This window comes from Micromonospora yasonensis (assembly GCF_026013475.1).
Classification (GTDB): Bacteria; Actinomycetota; Actinomycetes; order Mycobacteriales; family Micromonosporaceae; genus Micromonospora; species Micromonospora yasonensis.
This window is the reverse complement of record NZ_JAPDPH010000072.1, coordinates 13,604-30,307: the sequence shown is the minus strand read 5'-3', so window position 1 is coordinate 30,307 and position 16,704 is coordinate 13,604. Positions and strand designations below refer to the sequence as shown.

The following is a 16,704-nucleotide window of genomic DNA, read 5'->3' as shown; positions in this document are numbered from 1 at the left end:
TGTGTTCGCCAGTGATGGCGGCGGCGCCGCAGCGATGATCCACGATTCGATGTGGTGGCAGCGAATCTGACCGGCTTTCTCAACCGGCTACGTGACGCGATCGAGGGGTCGCCGCCACGGGCGCAGCCGGCGACCTGTAGCTCATCGCGTTGACCGTCGCCGAGATCCGGCGACTCCTCAACGCCTTCGTCCTCGCCTGTGCAACAGTTCGTCCCCCGCCCGCTACGGCTCTGAAGTCGAGCTACAACGTCGCCGCAGCGAGCCCCGCAAGGCACGTTCCCGGCGCTGCTGCCCGGCCTGTCAACTCATGTTTGGGGTCAGGGCCGGCACGGCCATGGTCGGAGCGGTGCTCTGTTCTTTCGAGCGGCTGCGTCACGTGGCCTGCTTTCCGGGCAGCTGGCGAATCCGCGTCAGCTCAGGGTCAGCGCGGCCAGTGCGGCGTTTGTGATCGACCCGGGGAGTAGGTCGTGGATCTCGTAGAGGTCGGCGACGCTGCCCGATTGTCCGAACTCGTCGACCCCGAGCGGCACCGCGGGCACGCCGAGCGCGGAGCCGAGCCACGCGAGCGCGTGACTGGAGGCATCGTGGACGGTCACGAGTGGTGCCCGCGTCGCGAACGCGGTGCGCAGCGCACCGGGGCTGGCCGGCGCGGTCGCGGTCCGTATGCCTTGCCGCAGTGCCCGCTGCCAGGCGGTGAAGAGGCGGTCGGCGGAGGTGATGTCCACGACGTGTGCGGCGATGCCTTCCTCGGCCAGTTCGGTCGCCGCCGCGACCGTCTCCGGCAGGACCGCGCCGCTGGCGGCCAGGTAGACCTGCGGTGCCCCGGCGGCGGCCAACTCGGACGCGTCGACCAGCCGGTACGCACCGGCCAGCACCTGCCGGCGCAGGACCGCGTCGCCCAGCCGGCTCCGGGCGGCTTCGAAGGGCGCCTGGTCGATCGGGCGGGTCGACAGCCGCAGGTAGTACGCTCCGTCGTCGGCAGCGGCGTCCGCCGAACCCGCATCACCGGCGGCGATGCGCGACAGTGCGTCGCACATGAGCCAGTCCAGGGCCATGGCGTAAGCGGGCTCCAGGAACGTCACGCCAGGCAGTTCGATGCCGACGGACGCGGTGATCGTGGACTGATGCGCCCCACCCTCGGGTGCCAGGGTCACCCCGGAAGGCGTGCCGGCCACCAGGAACCGTGACCCGGAATAGGCGCCGTGGATGAAGGCGTCCAGCCCTCGGCACACGAACGGGTCGTAGACGGTACCGACCGGCAGGAGCGGTTGGTCGGAATGGTCCCAGGCCAGGCCAAGCTGCCCGAGCAGCAGGAACAGGTTCATCTCGCTGATGCCGAGCTCGATGTGCTGCCCGGACGGTCCCTCCGCCCACCTCAGCACCGGGTCGGCGTTCCAGGACCGGCGCTGGGTGGGCGCGAACACCCCGGCCCGGTTGATGAACCCGGCCAGGTTGGTCGATGTCGCGACGTCCGGCGCCGTGGTCACCAGGTACGGGGCGACTGCTGCGTCGCGCGAGAGGTCCACCAGGATCCGGCCGAAGGCCTCCTGGGTGGACACCGGCCGGGAGACCCGTACTCCGGTGGCGGTCGGCACGGTGACGCCCAGCCGAGCGTGTCGCGGTTGCCGGGTCAGCTGCCGCGAGCGTTCCTCGATCCACCGGCCCTCGGCCGAGTCGGGATCGAAGCGATCCCATTCCCGCTCGGCGCGCAGGCCGGTCTGGGCCCGCAGCGCCTCGATCTGTTCACCGGAGAGCAGGGCCGAGTGGTTGCGCGGGTTACCCGCTATGGGCAGGCCCCAGCCCTTGATCGTGTAGGCGAACAGTACCGTCGGCCGGTCCGTCGCGTCGCACTCGGCCAGCCCGTCCAGCACTGCGCCCAGGTCGTGGCCGCCCAGGTCGGTGACCAGTTCGCCCAGGTCGTCGTCGGGGACGTCGGCGACAAGTTCCGCCAGGCCGGCGGGAGCCCCGTCCAGGAGCCGTTCCCGCAGTGCCGGGCCGCTGAGGCCGAACAGCGACTGGTACTGCTCGTTCGGCATCGCGTCGATCCACTCGCGCAGCAGCGGACCGTTCGGGCGGGAGAAGAACGCCTGGAGCCGTCGCCCGTACTTGACCTCGACCACGTGCCAGCCGTTGGCCTCGAACGAGGCCCGCCACTGGTCGATCCGGATTCCGGGGACGACCCGGTCCAGGGACTGCCGGTTGAAGTCCACAATCCAGGTGACCCGGCCCAGCCCGTGGGTGGCAGGATCGGCCACCGCTTCCCAGACGTTCCCCTCGTCCAGTTCGGCGTCGCCGAGCAGCGCGATGAACCGGGACCAGGGACGCTGCCCGAAGTGGGCGTCCACGTAGCGGCGCACGGCCGCCGCGAACAGTGGCGCCGCCGCGCCGAGCCCGACCGAGCCAGTCGAGAAGTCGACCTCGTCAGGATCCTTGGTCCGCGAGGGGTACGACTGCAGCCCGCCCCGTGCGCGCAGCTCCGTCAGGTAGGACCGGTCCAGCTTGCCGAGCAGATACTGGATCGCGTGGAAGACCGGCGCGGCGTGTGGCTTGACCGCCACCCGGTCCGTCGCGTCCAGGTGTGCGAACCACAGCGCCGTCATCACCGTCACCATCGACGCCGATGACGCTTGGTGGCCCCCGACCTTTACCCCGTCGCCCGTGTCCCGCTCACGGTTGGCCGCGTCCACGATCCGGGTCGCGAGCCACAGCACCCGGCGCTGAACGGTGTCCAGGACGTCCAGGTCGACGCGCGGTTCGGCGTCCGGGCCAGGCGGGTGTGCGGACACCACCGGGAACGCGGGGGAGATGGCCGGGCGCTGTCCGCGCAGCCCGGTGGTCTGGGCGGGGTGACTGACCCCCGTGCTCATGCCGGAACCCTTGTGGCACGTGCGTTGGTGACGAACTCGGCGACGCGGGCGAGGTCCTTCTCGAAGCCGCCTCCGGGCAGCGCCCGGTTGGTCAGCGTGAGCGAGTCCACGCCCCACGGCCGCACGGTCGCGATCGCCGCAGCCACGTTCTCGGGGGACAGGCCCCCGGCGAGGATGACCGGGATGCCGACGGACGCGACGATCTGCGCGCTGATGTCCCAGTCGTGCACCACCCCGGCGGCGCCGACACCCGCGACCTCGTCGGTGTGGGAGTCGAGGATGAGCAGGTCACTGACGTCGGCGTAGGCGCGGGCGGTGTCCACCGCCGCGGGACCGGTGACGGCGATGGCCTGCATGATCTTGGAGTCGGGCAGCCGGCGCCGCAGCGACGCGACGGCGGACGGCGGCACGGCGCCGGGCTCGCCGCACAGGTGCAGGATGTCGGGCTGGACCCGCGTGGTCATGCGGACGATCTCGTCGAGGTCGCTGGAGACGGACAGGGCCACCGAGACCGCCTTCCCGCGCAGCGCCCGGACGGCTTCCGCACCGGTGTCTTCATCGATCTCCCCGGGCAGGCCGAGCTTGGCCGGGGTGAGGCCGACGTGGTCGACCCCTACCTCGGCGAGGGCGAGGGCCTCGCGAGCGGACTGCGCGGTGTAGATCTGGACGATCACTCGGTTCTCCAACGGGTGTCCGAAATAGTCAGTAGGAACGCTGTGCGATGGCTTGGTTGAGTCGTTTTTCCTTCTCCAGCACGTCGTCGACGTGCCGCAGGGAGTACGCGACGTAGAGGGCGTCGAGGAGCGCCATCTGGCAGGCCCGGGCGGCCAGGGGCTCACTGCGGGTCTCGTGGGAGACGCTGACCAGCACGATGTCTCCCTGGCGCGCGACGTGGGAGTTTCGGTTGCCGGTGACGACGAGGGTGGCCGCCCCGGCCCGGCGCGCCTGGGCCAGCATGTCGGCCACGTCCTTCGTGGCGCCTGAGTAGGAGATTCCGACCGCGAGATCCCCGGGGCGCAGCAGGGAGGCGTGCATGATCTGCAACTGCGAGTCGATGGGGGCGTCGCAGCGGATCCCCAGCCGGTGGCACCGCTGGTAGAAGGATTGCGCGACGACCCCGGACGTGCCGACGCCGCCGACCAGGACGTGGTCGGCGGCTTCGAGAAGATCCAGGGCCCGCGCCATGTCCTGCCCGGTCAGCAGGTGGTGCGTGTCGCGCAGGGACTGGATGGTGCTGGCGAAGACCTTGGCCGCGACTGTCGCCGCGTCGTCGTCGGGCGTGACGTCGTCGTGGATCAGCTGGGTCGGCGAGGCGAGGTCCTGGGCCAGGCCGAGCTTGAGGTCGGTGAACCCCGCGAAGCCGCTGTTGCGGCACATCCGCAGCACCGTGGTGTCGCTGACGTTGCAGGCGCGGGCGACATCCAGCATCGAGCTCTCCAGCAATCCTGCCGGCTGCTCCAGGATCCAGTCCGCGACCTTCCGTTCGGTGTCGGACAGCGACGGCCTCGCCGCCCTCAGTCGCGCCAGGGCGCTCGTCCCGTTGGTGGTGGAGTTGGTCATTCCCTCGCCCGTCTCGAATTGAGCAACACCCTAGACCAGGCTGTCTCGTGGTGGTAGTACTACTACCCATCAAGTTTCAAAGCAGTGGAACCACGGGAGTCTGGGATGCGAATCAGATCTGCATGGCGAGCGGCACTGGCTGCCGGTGCCGCGCTCGTGATGCTGTCGGCGTGCGCAGGCGCCGGTGGCTCGGCTGGCACGTCTGGCGGCGGGGGTAAGACCTTGGAGATCTGGCACGCCTACGCGGGCCAGAAGGACAAGGTCGAGTTCATCGAGTACGCGCTGGACACCTTCAAAAAGGCGCACCCCGACATCAAGGTGAAAGAGGTGTCGGCCGAGCAGTCCTCGTACAAGACGAAACTGCAGACGGCCATGGCCTCGGGCAACGCGCCGGATGTCTTCTACACACTGCCGGGTGGCTACCTGAAGGCCTTCGTCGACAGCGGCCAGGTGCTCCGGCTGGACGACGAACTCGCCAAGCAGGGCTGGCGCGACAGCTTCCTGGAAAGCTCGCTGCCATCGGTCACCTTCGGCGGATCGACGTACGCGGTGCCGATCGACATCGACGCCGCGCTGGTCTGGTACAACAAGGCGCTGTTCGACGCCAAGGGATGGCAGGTCCCCACCACCTGGCCCGAGTTCCTCGACCTGGCTGAGAAGATCAAGTCAGCCGGCGTCGTGCCGGTCGCGCTCGGCAACAAGGACAGCTGGCCCGCGACCTTCTGGTTCCAGTACGCCGAGATGCGCATGCACGGCAGTGGGGTCATGTCCGGCTTCGGCGCCGGGGACAAGAACGCCACCTTCGGACCCGAGGCCAAGGACGCGGCCGGGGTGCTGCAGACGCTCGCCCAGAAGGGATACCTGCCGAAGGGCGCGAACGGCATGTCCGACGCGGAGGCCAACATCCTCTTCCTCAACGGCAAGGCGGCCATGGTCCTCAACGGCACCTGGCAGATCGGCATGTCCGCGGAGGCCCCGGCCGGCTTCGAGCTCGGCTACTTCCCGTTCCCGACTTTCGTCCAGGGCAGGGGGAACCAGAGCGACGTCCTGGCCGGCGTCGCCGCCAGCTTCGCCGTGTCCCAGAAGGCCAAGGACAAGGAGGCCGCACTGGCGTTCCTCCGCCACATCACCAGCCCCGAGGTGATGACCAAGTACGTCCAGATCCGCAAAACCATGGTCGCCCGCAAGGGAGCGACCACGCCGGAGGCGGCCGGCCCGCTGCTGGCCGGCGTGGTCCAGGACGTGATCGGCAAGGCCGACACCCTCGACCCGTTCTACGACACCGCGATGGCCCCCAAGACCACCGAGACGTACTACTCCACCCTCCAGGGGTTGATCGACGGCTCGATCCCGCCGGCGGCCGCGGCCGATGCCATCGAGAACGCCGCCAAGGCCGGCAAATAACCACTGCGATCCGTTGCCCGAGCGCCCGTACCGACCGCGGGCGCTCGGGCGGCGACCCCGGAGGTCTCGTGTCCACATCCACGCGGTCCCGCGCCGTCCGCCGCGACGCTCGGGCGGCCCTGCTGTTCCTCGCGCCCGCGGTGCTGTTCCTGGCGGCCTTCGTCGCCTACCCGCTGCTCACCGCCGGGGTCCTGTCGTTCCACTCCTGGGACGGCGTCTCGCCCCGGCAATGGACCGGGCTGGCCAACTACGAGCGGCTGCTCGGCGACCGAATCTTCTGGGGCTCACTTCGCAACAACATCCTGGTCGCGCTCACCGCGATCGTGTTCCAGGTCGGCGTCGGGATGGTCATCGCGTACTGGCTGGTGCGGGTGGTGCCCCGGATCAAGCGGTTCGCCATGTTCCTCTATGTCGTCCCGGTGGTGATCAGCGAGATCTGCATCGGGCTGCTCTGGGGTTTCGTCTACAACCCCTACTTCGGGCTGCTGAACGGCTTCCTCAACGCCGTCGGGCTCGACGAACTCGCGCGCGGGTGGCTGGGCGACCGGTCAACCGCGATGCCCGCAGTGCTGGTGGTCATGAACCTGACCTACCTGGGTCTGTACATCCTGCTCTTCGTCGCCGCCTTCGAAAACGTCGACAAAGCGGTGTACGACGCGGCGGCCATCGACGGCGCCGGCCACTACCGGACCTTCTTCTCGGTCAGCGTCCCGATGGTCTGGTCGAACGTCCAGGCGACAACCCTGCTGGCGGTCGTATCCTCATTCAAGACGTTCTCCCTCGTCTACGTGCTCACCCGAGGGGGACCGAACAACGCCACCGACGTGGTGTCCACGTACCTCTTCCAGACCGGCTTCGGGAACTTCGAAGCCGGATACGCCTCCACCATCGGCTTCGTCCAGATCCTGCTGACCGCCGCGGTCGGCGTCTTCGTCCTCGGCTTGATGCGCCGCGGAAAGCGAGGAGCGGCGTGACTTCCTCGACCATCCACGTCACCAGGCAGCACACGAAGGCCGTACCGGGAACGACCGGTCGCGGGCGACCCCGCCTCGGCGTCGGCGCGGCGATCGTGTACCTCATCCTGGCGGTGCACCTGACCGTGGTCATCTTCCCCTTCCTCTGGATGGCCTACAGCTCGCTGAAGAGCAACAAGGACTTCCTGGCGTCGGTGTGGTCGCTGCCCACCAACGCGCAGTGGGCCAACTACGGCACGGCGCTCGGTGACGGGAAGCTGCTCGTCTACGCCGGCAACTCCCTCGCGATCACGGTGGTGTCGGTCGCGTTGACCGTCGCCATGGCCACCGCCGCGGGCTACGCCTTCGTCACCTACCGCACCCGCTGGATGCCCTGGGTCGAAGTCTCAATGCTGGTGGCGATGGCCATCCCCGCGTACGTCGCGCTGGTGCCGCTGGTCGCGACGCTGCGCGACGCGGGCCTCCTGGACACCCGTACCGGCGTGGTCCTGCCCACCGTGGCCTTCAACCTGCCGGTGTCCGTGCTCATCATGCGGGCGTTCTTCAGCACCGTCCCACGTTCCCTGGTCGAGGCGGCCCGGGTCGACGGCGCGTCCGAACTGCGAGCATTCCTGCGCGTCATGGTGCCGATCGCGCGACCGGCGATGTTCACCACCGCCATCGTCAACACCATCTGGGTCTGGAACGACTTCCTCTTCCCGCTGGTGCTGCTCAACACCCCCAGCAAGAAGACCCTGCCGCTGGGTCTCACCGACTACGTGGGCGAGCGGGTCACCGACTACCCCGTGCTGCTGGCGGCGATCCTGCTCGCGGCCCTCGGCTCGTTCGTGGTGTACGCCGCCCTCCAGAAGCACGTTATCGGCGGGCTGACCAGCGGCGCCGTCAAGCAGTGACCGCCGTCCGCCCAACCCAAGGAGACACACCATGGACGACCTTGATTTCGCCAGCCGCGCCGTCTACTACGAGCCCGAGCCCAGCACCCAGTCGATCAGCTACCCGATCTACATGTCGGCCAACTACCAGTACGCCGACGACATCTACGACCAGATCGTCGACGGGGCCCGCAAGGAGGTGAACATCTACAGCCGTTGCGGCAACCCCAGCGAGTACAAGCTCGAGGAACACGTCGCCCAGCTCGCCGGCGCTACCGCGTGCCTGGCCACCGCCTCCGGGATGGCGGCGATCTCCCACGCCCTACTCGGCCTGCTCAAGGCCGGGGACCACCTCGTCGCCGACCTCACCACCTACAGTTCCACGCACGAGTTCTTCGACCACCGCATCCAGGACTTCGGCATCGAGGTCACGTTCGTCGACGCGAGCGACATCGCGGCGGTGCAGGCGGCGATCACCGACCGCACCCGCATCCTCTACGTCGAGACCGTCGCCAACCCGACGATGAAGATCGCGCCCCTTCGCGCACTCGCGGATCTCGCCCACTCGCGCGGCATCGTCGTCTTCTGCGACAACACCTTCGCCAGCCCGGCGGTCTGCCGGCCGCACGAGCACGGCGTGGACGTGGTGCTCGAGAGCGCCACCAAGTTCATGGGTGGCCACAACGACGCGGTGGGTGGGGTCATCACCCTGCGCTCCGACATCCTCCCGACGGACTGGCTGGAGCAGGTCCGCTGGAACACCCTCACCAAGCTCGGCGGCGCGCTGTCCCCGTTCAACGCGTGGCTGCTGTTGCGGGGGCTGCAGACCCTCCCGTTGCGGGTCGAGCGGCAGACCCAGAACGCGCTCGCCCTCGCCGAATGGCTGGAAAAGCAGCCCCACGTCCGCAAGGTGTTCTACCCAGGCCTGCCCAGCCATCCGCAGCACGAACTGGCGCAGCAGCAATTCGACATGCCGGGTGCGATGCTGGCGTTCAGCCTGGACACGGAGGACCAGGCGGTGCGCGTCCTCAAGGGCCTCAAGCTGGGCTCTTTCGCGGCAAGCCTGGGTGGGGTGCGGACCGTGACCCAGGTACCCGGAACGATGGCCTTCCTCGACATCCCGCCAGCGGAGCGAGAGCAGATGGGCATCACCGACGGCATGATCCGGGTATCCGTCGGCATCGAGTCCGCCCGCGACATCATCCGCGACTTCGAGCAGGCCATGCGGTAGCTTCCGGCCGGCCCGGTCGTTCCGCCCGGGCCCCGGCGTCCCCACCCACCACGAGATCACCAGGACGATCAAGACATGACATCCCCAGCATCCGACCGGTTGGGTGGCCTGCCCGTCGAGGTACATCCAGAGGTGGCCGAGGCCCTCCGCCACGGCGGGCCCGTCGTCGCGCTGGAGTCCACCATCATCAGCCACGGCCTGCCCCGCGACAGCAACATGCAGGTGGCACGGGACATCGAGCAATCGGTGCGAGCTGCGGGCGCCGTGCCGGCCACCATCGCCGTCCTGGACGGTCGCGTCCGGGTCGGCCTCGACGAGGATGCCCTCCACCAGATCGCGAGCCGCGACGACGTCAACAAGGCGAGCATCCGTGATGTCGCGGTCACTGTTGCCCGCCGCGTTCCGGGTGCCACGACCGTGGCCTCCACGGCCTGGCTGGCCAGCCTGGCGGGCATCGCAGTCTTCGCCACCGGCGGTCTCGGCGGCGTGCACCGAGGCGCGGCGACCTCGTGGGACGAGTCCGCCGACCTCATGGGGCTCGCGGCCGCGCCGATCGTCGTGGTCTGCGCCGGCGTGAAGTCGATCCTCGACGTGCCGGCGACGCTGGAACGCCTCGAGAGCCTGTCGGTGGGCGTCGTCGGATACCGCACCGACATCTTCCCCGGCTTCTACGTCCGGGAGACCGAAATGGCCGTGCCGTGGCGGGTAGAGACCCCGGAAGAGGTGGCCCGGATCCACGCCGCCAACCGAGCCCTGGGTAACAGCCGGGCCCTGGTCGTCGCGAACCCGATCGAGCCGGAAAGCGAGATGGACCGGGACCTGCACGACGACGTCCTGGCGGCGGGGCTCGCGGCGTTGCGTGAGCAGGACGTGCGAGGCAAGGACGTGACTCCGTTCCTGCTGGCCTTCTTCCATGAGCGGACCGGCGGCGCGAGCCTCAAGGCCAACGTCGACCTGGTGCTGGCGAACGCGCGCCTTGCCGGCCAGATCGCGGTGGCCGGGGCCGGCGGTTGAGAGGTGACAGCGCAGTGACCGCGAGCCAACTCGTGGCGGAGGTCAGTCGGCAGCGGGACGCCGTCGTCCTGCTGCTCGGTGACATCAACGTCGACCTGATTCTCGAGATCCCCGAGTTCCCACGACCTGGTGGCGACGGTGTCGCATCGTCCCAGCGGATCGGGCTGGGCGGCTCCGCGGCCAACACTGCCATCATGCTCCGCCGGCTAGGCCTGCGGGCCAGCATGCTCAGCGCGGTCGGCGAGGACCGCTGGGCCGAGGTTGCGGTCGAGGCGCTGCGCGCCGAAGGGGTCGGCTTGGAGTACGTCGTCCGCGACCCGCACGAGCCGACCTCGCTCAACGTGATCGGCGTGACGCCGGACGGGGAGCGCACGATGATGGCCTACCGCGGAGCGAACCCCCGGTATTCGCCGGCCGACCTGCCTGAAGAGGCGATCGCCGCCGGCGATTTCCTGCACGTGTCCGGCTACGCCTTCCTGCAGGCACCGCAGTCGCTCGCCGCGGCCCGGGCGATCGAGGTAGCCGCCGCGAACCGCGTGCCGGTCTCCCTCGACATCCCGGTGGATCCCGCCCGTCGTGAGCCGGCCACCATCAGGCGGTTGCTGAGGTTCACCGATCTGCTGGTCGTCGGCGTTCCGGAGGCCCGGCAACTGGTCGGGGCGGCCGAGCCGGCGGAGGCGTGCAGCAGGCTGCGCGACCTGGGGGCCAAGACCGTCGCGCTCAAGGTCGGCCGCGACGGCACGATCATCGCCAGCGGCGACGAGTGGGCCGAGCTGCCTGGGCTGTCGGTGCGGACGGTCGACACGACCGGCGCGGGGGACTCGTTCTGCGCCGGCGCCATTGCGGCAACGCTGGCCGGCCTGCCGCTGGCGAAGATCGGAGCATTCGCCAACCTCCTCGGCGCCGCCGCCGTCGAGAAACCGGGGGCCGGACGATCGCTGCCGACCCTCGACGAGGTGCGGCGCATCGAGCAGAGTCAGCCCGTCCGTCAGCCATGAAAATCCTCGGCGGTCCCACCGCCCGCCGTGGTCATCGGATTTGCGGCGTGGAAACCCGGCCGTTCAGGGCCGGGAGGAAACGTCGCCCCCTCCCTTCCAGTGAATGTCTTACGTGGACGGTAAATTGTGAGGCGTGGGTGGCGTGGCGAAGCGGGCGTACAAGTACCGCTTCTACCCGTCTCCGGAGCAGGCTGGGCAGTTGAACCGCACCTTCGGGTGCGTGCGTCTGGTGTACAACCGGGCGCTGGAAGCCCGCACCCGGGCGTGGGCGGTGGACCGCCAGCGCACCACGTACGGGCAGTCGTCGGGGTGGCTGACCGAGTGGAAGCGCACGCAGGAGTTGGCGTTTCTGAACGAGGTCAGTTCGGTGCCGTTGCAGCAGACGCTGCTGCATTTGCCGGCCGGGTTTATGGCGTTCTGGGACCAGCGGTCCCGGTATCCGAGGTTCAAGTCCAAGCGCAAGTCGCGGGCGTCGGCGGAGTACACGCGTTCCGCGTTCCGGTGGCGTGACGGTCAGCTCACCCTGGCCAAGATGGCTGCCCCGCTGGACATCGTGTGGTCGCGGGCCCTGCCCGAGGGGGCGGAACCCTCTACGGTCACCGTGTCCCGGGACGCCGCCGGCGCTGGTCCGTGTCCATCCTGGTCGAGGACCCGACCGTGAAGGCGCTGCCGCCGGTCGCGGGCGAGGTGGGTGTGGACGCGGGCATCACCAGTCTGCTCACCCTGTCCCACCCGATGCCCGGCCTCAGCGACAAGGAAGGCAAGGTGGCCAACCCGCGCTACGGGCAGACCGACCGGCGGAAGCTCGCCAAGGCTCAGCGGAACCTGGCCCGCAAACAGGACGGCTCCAACAACCGGGCGAAGGCCCGAATCACGGTGGCCCGTGTTCATGCCCGTATCGCCGACCGGCGGCGGGACCACCTGCACAAGCTGACCACCCGACTCGTCCGCGAGACTCAAACGGTCGTGATCGAAGACCTCAGCGTGCGGAACATGCTCCGCAACCGTCGCCTGGCCCGCGTCATCTCCGACGCGGCCTGGTCCGACCTGCGGCGCATGTTGGAGTACAAAGCCCAGTGGTACGGCCGTGAGGTGATCCCCGTCGACCGGTGGTTGCCCTCGTCCAAGACCTGCTCGACGTGCCGACGGATCAACACCACCCTCGCCCTCAACGAGCGCGCCTGGACGTGACCGGGTTGCGGGGTCGAGCACGACCGGGACATCAACGCCGCTAAGAACATTCTCGCCGCCGGGCTGGCGGAGAGGTAAAACGCCTGCGGAGCTGATGTAAGACCCCAAGGGAAAATCCTCCCGGCAAGGCAGTCGGCGATGAAACAGGAAGCCCCACGGGCGACCGTGGGAATCCCGGCCCCTTCAGGGCCGGGAGGATGTCAATCCCGATAAGCGTTCCTTCTCGTGAATGAGGTTGAGGTCCGGGCGAGCGACCCGGACGCGTCGCAGACCCCCGTCAGTTCGTCCTGTCGGAGTCCGCGCTCGACCGGCTCCGCCGCGCCAAGGCCGACTTCACCCTCCGCGCGTACCGAGGCGACCTGTGCCGGTTTCTCGTCTGGGCCGGCGCCGATTTCTCGTCTTGGCCGGCGCCGAGAAGATGATCTCCGCCGACCTCGCCCCGATCGACCGGGGCCCGATCAACGGCGCCGTCCACGCCGCGGCGTTCGCCGCCCTCCTCGAGCGGTACGGCGTGCTGCACGCGATCGCCGCCGAGTACGTCAGCCACCTCGCTGACGTGGGCAAGGCCCCCAGCACCATCGACCGGGCCTTGGCCGCCCTCGCCGTCGCCCACCGGTCCGCCGGTGCCGGACGACTCGCCACCGACCGGCCCGGGCCGTACTGCGCACCCACCTGCGGGACAGTGCCGACGTGGGCCGGAGGGTGCGCGAAGGCCAAGCCCCTCCTGGTCACCAACCTCCGCGCCGTGGTGGCCACCCTGGACACCGACAGGCTCGCCGGCGTGCGCGACCGGGCGGTGCTGGTGCTCGGCTTCGCGCTCGGCGCGCGCCGTTCCGAGATCGCCGCCTTGGACATCGAGGACCTGGACTTCAACGACAACGGCGTCGAGGTGCTCATCCGTCGGTCCAAGACGGACAAGGACGCCGCAGGCCGCAAGGTGCACCTGCCGGACGGCACGAACCTCGACACATGCCCGGTCCGGACGGTGCGGGCGTGGCTGGCGGCGATCGAGGAGCATGGCGTCACCAGCGGTGCCCTGTTCCGGCGGATCGACAAGGACGGCCAAATGGGCCGTGCCCCGCACGGTCGCGGCTCTGCCGGCGGGCGGATCACTGGCCAGCCAGGGGCCATCATCGTCCGGCGGATCGCCCTCACCGCTGGCCTCGATGCCGCCTCGGCGTTCAGCGGCCACTCCCTGCGCCGCGGCTTCGCCACCGAGGCCCGGCGCGAAAAGGCGTGCGGCAGGGGCTGCGCGTGGGTTGGGCCCGTGTTGCCGCCGGCGTGCCGTGACCACATGACCGACGAGGAGATAGCGCGTGCCATCCAGGATGGGTTGTTTCAGCTCGACGATCTGTGATGATATGCGCGATGTGCGGCCCCCCGCCCTGTTTTGACCATCGGTCGAACGCGCGATGCCTGCCGGTTCGTGCCTGTCTAGGTTCGAGCGCACAGCACCCTCGACGTGGGAGTCGGTTGATGGCAGGCGACGGGATCAGCAGGCGTACCCCGTGATGTTGGACGCAGCCCGCTGCGCTGAACGTCAGCCATATCTCCTGCCGTTGCAATCGACCGTAGTAGAGGTGAATGGGGGCTACCTGACCTCCAGGTTGTCGGCGGCCGTTCCCCAAGCGTTCCGCTCAGGGGAAGCCGACGCCGGATGCGCGACGGGGCACGCGACCTTTCAATACCAACGAAACGGCATCTACCGTGAGAACTACGAGAACAGGGCCGGTCCGGGAAATGATCGATACGCATAGGCGCCGCGCGTCGCACACCGCGAGCCGGGCCTCGATTCTGGACATCGTCAAGGCCGCCGAGTGTGGCGCGACCATCGCCGAGGTGGGTGAGCGGACCGGTCTGCATCCGTCGACCGCCCGCGCCCACCTCGATCGACTTGTCGGCGCGGGGCTGCTGATGAAGGCCCGGGTCAGTGGCGGCCAGCCGGGCCGGCCAGCCTGGCGCTACCGGATCGCCACCGTGGAGGCGTCGAGGACTGCTGGCCGATGGATGTCCTACCCGACCGCATAGCCGACACCCTCGCCGCCCGCCTTCGACACGGTCAGGCAGCACATCGACGTATTCACGGGCCACCGCATCGATCAGGACAGCGGCGTACCGCCGACGTCGCCTCAGCGAGTCGTCTCGAAGGCCGCTGGGTGGTGCTGCGGCGGTGAGTGGTGGTGGATGGGGTGGCTGGACCGATGTCGTTGCGGTGTGCTCGTGCTTGACAGGATGACTGGCGCGGGGATGAAGCTCCTGCTGTGGATTGGGCTTCCCGTCCTCGCACTCGTCGGGCTGGCCCTCGCCGCCCTCGCCGTCGCCCCGGCTTGGCGGGCGAGGTCCGGCGACGGCACGGCGGGCACATTCACTGCGCGCTACGAGGAGTGCGGCCGCTCGTGCACCTGGCATGGCGGCTTCTTCCCGGACGGGGCCGGGATGCCGCGCAACGACGTCATCGTCTACGGCGAGCCGGGCGGGTTGACCTCGGGTGCCACCGTGGCGGCCCGCGACACCGGTGCCCGCAGGGGTGTCTTCGCCGCCGCAGGCGGCGGCAACAGCTGGCTGCTTTTCAGCGGGCTTGCCGTGGCCGGCGTGCCTGCCGCGGTGGGCTGGGTGGTCATGCTGGTCCGCGCCGTAGCCAACCGGCGCCAAACGCAGCGGGAAACGACGGCTGGCGTGGCGGTGGCTCCCACGCGACAGCGCCCTAATAGCAGCTCTAACCCAGCACGATCTCTTCGGGCAGGTCCGTCCGGTTCTTGACGCCGAGTTTGCGGAACGTCCGGATCAGGTGGCCACCCCGGTCCGCCGGGCCAGGAAGTCGCGGACCGTCTCGCCCGGCGCTGGCACAGGTGGGATGTCATCCGTTTGCTGGGAACCGTTCGTCGCAGCGGATCGACCGCTCATCGCGTGCCACCTGGCCTTGGCTGTCCTGCCAATCATAACGTCAGATAGGACGTCCTATGTCCGCTGTCGGCGATCGGTGTCACACTCCAGATAGGAGTCCCATGCTCTGGAACGGCTATCTGCTCGTAGCGTCCACGCTCTGCGGAGCCGGCCGTCCCCGTGTTGATGGCCACCGGGCTTCGCGGCACTCGCACCGCGCAAGCCGGGCCGGAGCGCCGCGGCCCGCGCCCTCGTTGGGGTGGCGGTGCGACAAGGCGGCTGCCGCTGCCGTGTCGTTCAGTGGCCAGCCGGATCCCGTCCCTCTTCGGGTTCCGGATGATGGCGAGCCTTTGGTCAGTCGGCTCTGGCTTACTCCGCAGCGGCGCCGAGACACCCGCGTTGCCGCTGGCCCTGCCTCACCGTCCGCACTTCCCATCCCGCGAAAGAAGGTGGCATCGTGTCCAGCAGCACCCGCAAGGCCCCCGCGCCCCGGACGGCGATCGTTGTCGGTTGCGCCGCCCTAGTGGCAAGCCTGGCCGGCGCCAGTGTCCCATCAGCTTTGGCCGCACGGGCACAGACCGATCCGGGTTCACGCTGTGAAGGATCGGTGCCCTTCGCCGCCGGAACCGAGGGATACAACGCCTTTCGCATTCCCGCGATCGTAGCCACCCGGTCTGGCGCGCTGCTGGCCTTCGCCGAAGGGCGGCTCGCCTCGCTCAGCGATGCCGGCAACATCGATCTTGTGCTCAAGCGGTCGACCGACGGCGGATGCACCTGGGGACCGCTGCAGGTGGTATACGACAGCGGCCCCAACACCGCGGGCAACCCAGCCCCGGTGGTGACCGCGACCGGCCGGGTCGTGCTGCTATCGACGTACAACGGTGGGACCGCGTCCGAGGCGGCGATCATGCGTGGCGAGGTGCCGGCCGAGCAGAGCCGGCGGGTCTTCGTGCAGCACAGCGACGACGACGGCGCGAGCTGGTCTGCGCCGCGCGAGATCACCGCGCAGGCCAAGGCGGAGAACTGGCGTTGGTACGCCACGGGCCCGGGCCACGCGATCCGGCTCGCCGTCGGCGCGCACCGGGACCGGCTCGTGGTCCCGGCCAACCATTCGATCGCACCACCGGCCGGCTCCGGCGACCTCGGTACGGAGGCGAAGTACTACGGCGGGCATCTGCTCTACAGCGACGACGCGGGCGAGACCTGGCGGATCGGTTCCGTCGACGACAACCCGAATGGGTACGTCAACGTCAATGAGTCCACGGTGGCTGAACTGCCCGACGGGCGCCTCTACGTCAACACCCGTGAGCACAACGGCAGCGCGCCGGGCAACCGCGCCGACGCCTACAGCCGCGACGGCGGCGAGACCCTGGAACTGCCGCACCGTCCGCAGGCCACGCTCGTGGCGCCGGTCGTGCAGGGCAGCGTCCTGCAGCTGACCGGGGCAAGTAGCCAGCTGCTCTTCTCCGGCCCCGCGGATCCGAACAGCCGGGCGGCGCTGACCCTGCGGGTGAGTACCGACCACGGCGCGACCTGGCGGCCGGCTCTGGCGCTGTCCGGTCTCCCCGCCGCCTACTCAGACCTGGTCCAGCTCGGCCCCAACACGGTGGGCGTGCTCTACGAGACCGGCAACTTCGGGGCGAACGAGATGATCACCTTCCGGCGGGTCCCGATCACTGAGCTTCGACCGTGATCGCCGGTCGGGAACCT

At 69.3% G+C, this 16,704-nt stretch carries 14 protein-coding genes and 1 pseudogene; 12 read left to right on the top strand and 3 right to left on the bottom strand.

Going from position 1 to position 16,704, the window contains the following annotated elements; translation table 11 throughout:
• Positions 1–410 precede the first annotated feature (410 nt).
• Genes ONA70_RS16905 through ONA70_RS16895 form a run of 3 tightly spaced genes read right to left on the bottom strand, consistent with a single transcriptional unit; the run spans position 411 to position 4,427 of the window.
• On the bottom strand, positions 411–2,867 hold the full coding sequence (locus tag ONA70_RS16905) for a transketolase-like TK C-terminal-containing protein (RefSeq protein ID WP_265007399.1): 2,457 nt from the start codon (positions 2,865–2,867) through the stop codon (positions 411–413).
• The gene (locus ONA70_RS16900) at positions 2,864–3,541 is read right to left on the bottom strand and encodes a phosphoribosylanthranilate isomerase (protein ID WP_265007398.1); all 678 of its coding nucleotides are present in this window, start codon (positions 3,539–3,541) and stop codon (positions 2,864–2,866) included. Before ONA70_RS16900 ends, ONA70_RS16905 begins: the two co-directional genes overlap by 4 nt.
• A 28-nt stretch (positions 3,542–3,569) precedes the next feature.
• Positions 3,570–4,427: a MurR/RpiR family transcriptional regulator gene (locus ONA70_RS16895; RefSeq protein WP_265007397.1), complete on the bottom strand. Its 858-nt coding sequence runs from the start codon at positions 4,425–4,427 to the stop codon at positions 3,570–3,572.
• A gap of 222 nt (positions 4,428–4,649) precedes the next feature.
• Between ONA70_RS16895 and ONA70_RS16890 the strand changes: the two genes are divergently transcribed.
• From ONA70_RS16890 to ONA70_RS16835, 12 genes and pseudogenes are all read left to right on the top strand, one after another.
• Positions 4,650–5,831 carry an ABC transporter substrate-binding protein gene (locus tag ONA70_RS16890; RefSeq protein WP_265007396.1) on the top strand — a complete coding sequence of 394 codons (1,182 nt, stop codon included), beginning with the start codon at positions 4,650–4,652 and terminating at the stop codon, positions 5,829–5,831.
• Between the two features lie 68 nt (positions 5,832–5,899).
• Positions 5,900–6,805, top strand: a complete 906-nt coding sequence (locus ONA70_RS16885) for a carbohydrate ABC transporter permease (protein WP_265007395.1) — start codon at positions 5,900–5,902, stop codon at positions 6,803–6,805.
• Positions 6,802–7,698, top strand: a complete 897-nt coding sequence (locus ONA70_RS16880) for a carbohydrate ABC transporter permease (protein ID WP_265007394.1) — start codon at positions 6,802–6,804, stop codon at positions 7,696–7,698. The genes ONA70_RS16885 and ONA70_RS16880 overlap by 4 nt, the downstream gene beginning before the upstream one ends.
• Positions 7,699–7,729: 31 nt before the next feature.
• Entirely contained in the window at positions 7,730–8,908 is a 1,179-nt protein-coding gene (locus tag ONA70_RS16875; RefSeq protein ID WP_265007393.1) for a trans-sulfuration enzyme family protein, read from the top strand.
• Between the two features lie 75 nt (positions 8,909–8,983).
• Positions 8,984–9,922 (top strand): pseudouridine-5'-phosphate glycosidase, encoded by a 939-nt coding sequence (locus tag ONA70_RS16870; protein WP_265007392.1) that lies wholly within the window; start codon positions 8,984–8,986, stop codon positions 9,920–9,922.
• Between the two features lie 14 nt (positions 9,923–9,936).
• Positions 9,937–10,920 carry a carbohydrate kinase family protein gene (locus tag ONA70_RS16865; protein WP_265007391.1) on the top strand — a complete coding sequence of 328 codons (984 nt, stop codon included), beginning with the start codon at positions 9,937–9,939 and terminating at the stop codon, positions 10,918–10,920.
• A gap of 133 nt (positions 10,921–11,053) precedes the next feature.
• Positions 11,054–11,581, top strand: a complete 528-nt coding sequence (locus ONA70_RS16860) for an RNA-guided endonuclease InsQ/TnpB family protein (protein ID WP_265007390.1) — start codon at positions 11,054–11,056, stop codon at positions 11,579–11,581.
• Positions 11,551–12,111, top strand: a complete 561-nt coding sequence (locus ONA70_RS16855; protein ID WP_265007389.1) for a transposase — start codon at positions 11,551–11,553, stop codon at positions 12,109–12,111. The genes ONA70_RS16860 and ONA70_RS16855 overlap by 31 nt, the downstream gene beginning before the upstream one ends.
• A gap of 400 nt (positions 12,112–12,511) precedes the next feature.
• Entirely contained in the window at positions 12,512–13,468 is a 957-nt protein-coding gene (locus ONA70_RS16850; protein ID WP_265007388.1) for a site-specific integrase, read from the top strand.
• A 383-nt stretch (positions 13,469–13,851) separates the two neighbouring features.
• Positions 13,852–14,109 (top strand): annotated as a pseudogene (locus ONA70_RS16845) (helix-turn-helix domain-containing protein); the annotation flags it as partial.
• 249 nt (positions 14,110–14,358) lie between these two features.
• On the top strand, positions 14,359–14,871 hold the full coding sequence (locus ONA70_RS16840) for a hypothetical protein (RefSeq protein WP_265007387.1): 513 nt from the start codon (positions 14,359–14,361) through the stop codon (positions 14,869–14,871).
• Positions 14,872–15,601: 730 nt separating this feature from the next.
• Positions 15,602–16,687 (top strand): sialidase family protein, encoded by a 1,086-nt coding sequence (locus tag ONA70_RS16835; protein WP_265007386.1) that lies wholly within the window; start codon positions 15,602–15,604, stop codon positions 16,685–16,687.
• Positions 16,688–16,704 lie beyond the last annotated feature (17 nt).

What these genes read in the sequence shown, in the direction of transcription:
- ONA70_RS16905 (WP_265007399.1), bottom strand. Translation starts at nt 2,867, where the DNA reads ATGAGCACGGGGGTCAGTCACCCCGCCCAGACCACCGGGCTGCGCGGA.
- ONA70_RS16895 (WP_265007397.1), bottom strand. Translation starts at nt 4,427, where the DNA reads ATGACCAACTCCACCACCAACGGGACGAGCGCCCTGGCGCGACTGAGG.
- ONA70_RS16875 (WP_265007393.1), top strand. Translation starts at nt 7,730, where the DNA reads ATGGACGACCTTGATTTCGCCAGCCGCGCCGTCTACTACGAGCCCGAG.
- ONA70_RS16870 (WP_265007392.1), top strand. Translation starts at nt 8,984, where the DNA reads ATGACATCCCCAGCATCCGACCGGTTGGGTGGCCTGCCCGTCGAGGTA.
- ONA70_RS16840 (WP_265007387.1), top strand. Translation starts at nt 14,359, where the DNA reads ATGAAGCTCCTGCTGTGGATTGGGCTTCCCGTCCTCGCACTCGTCGGG.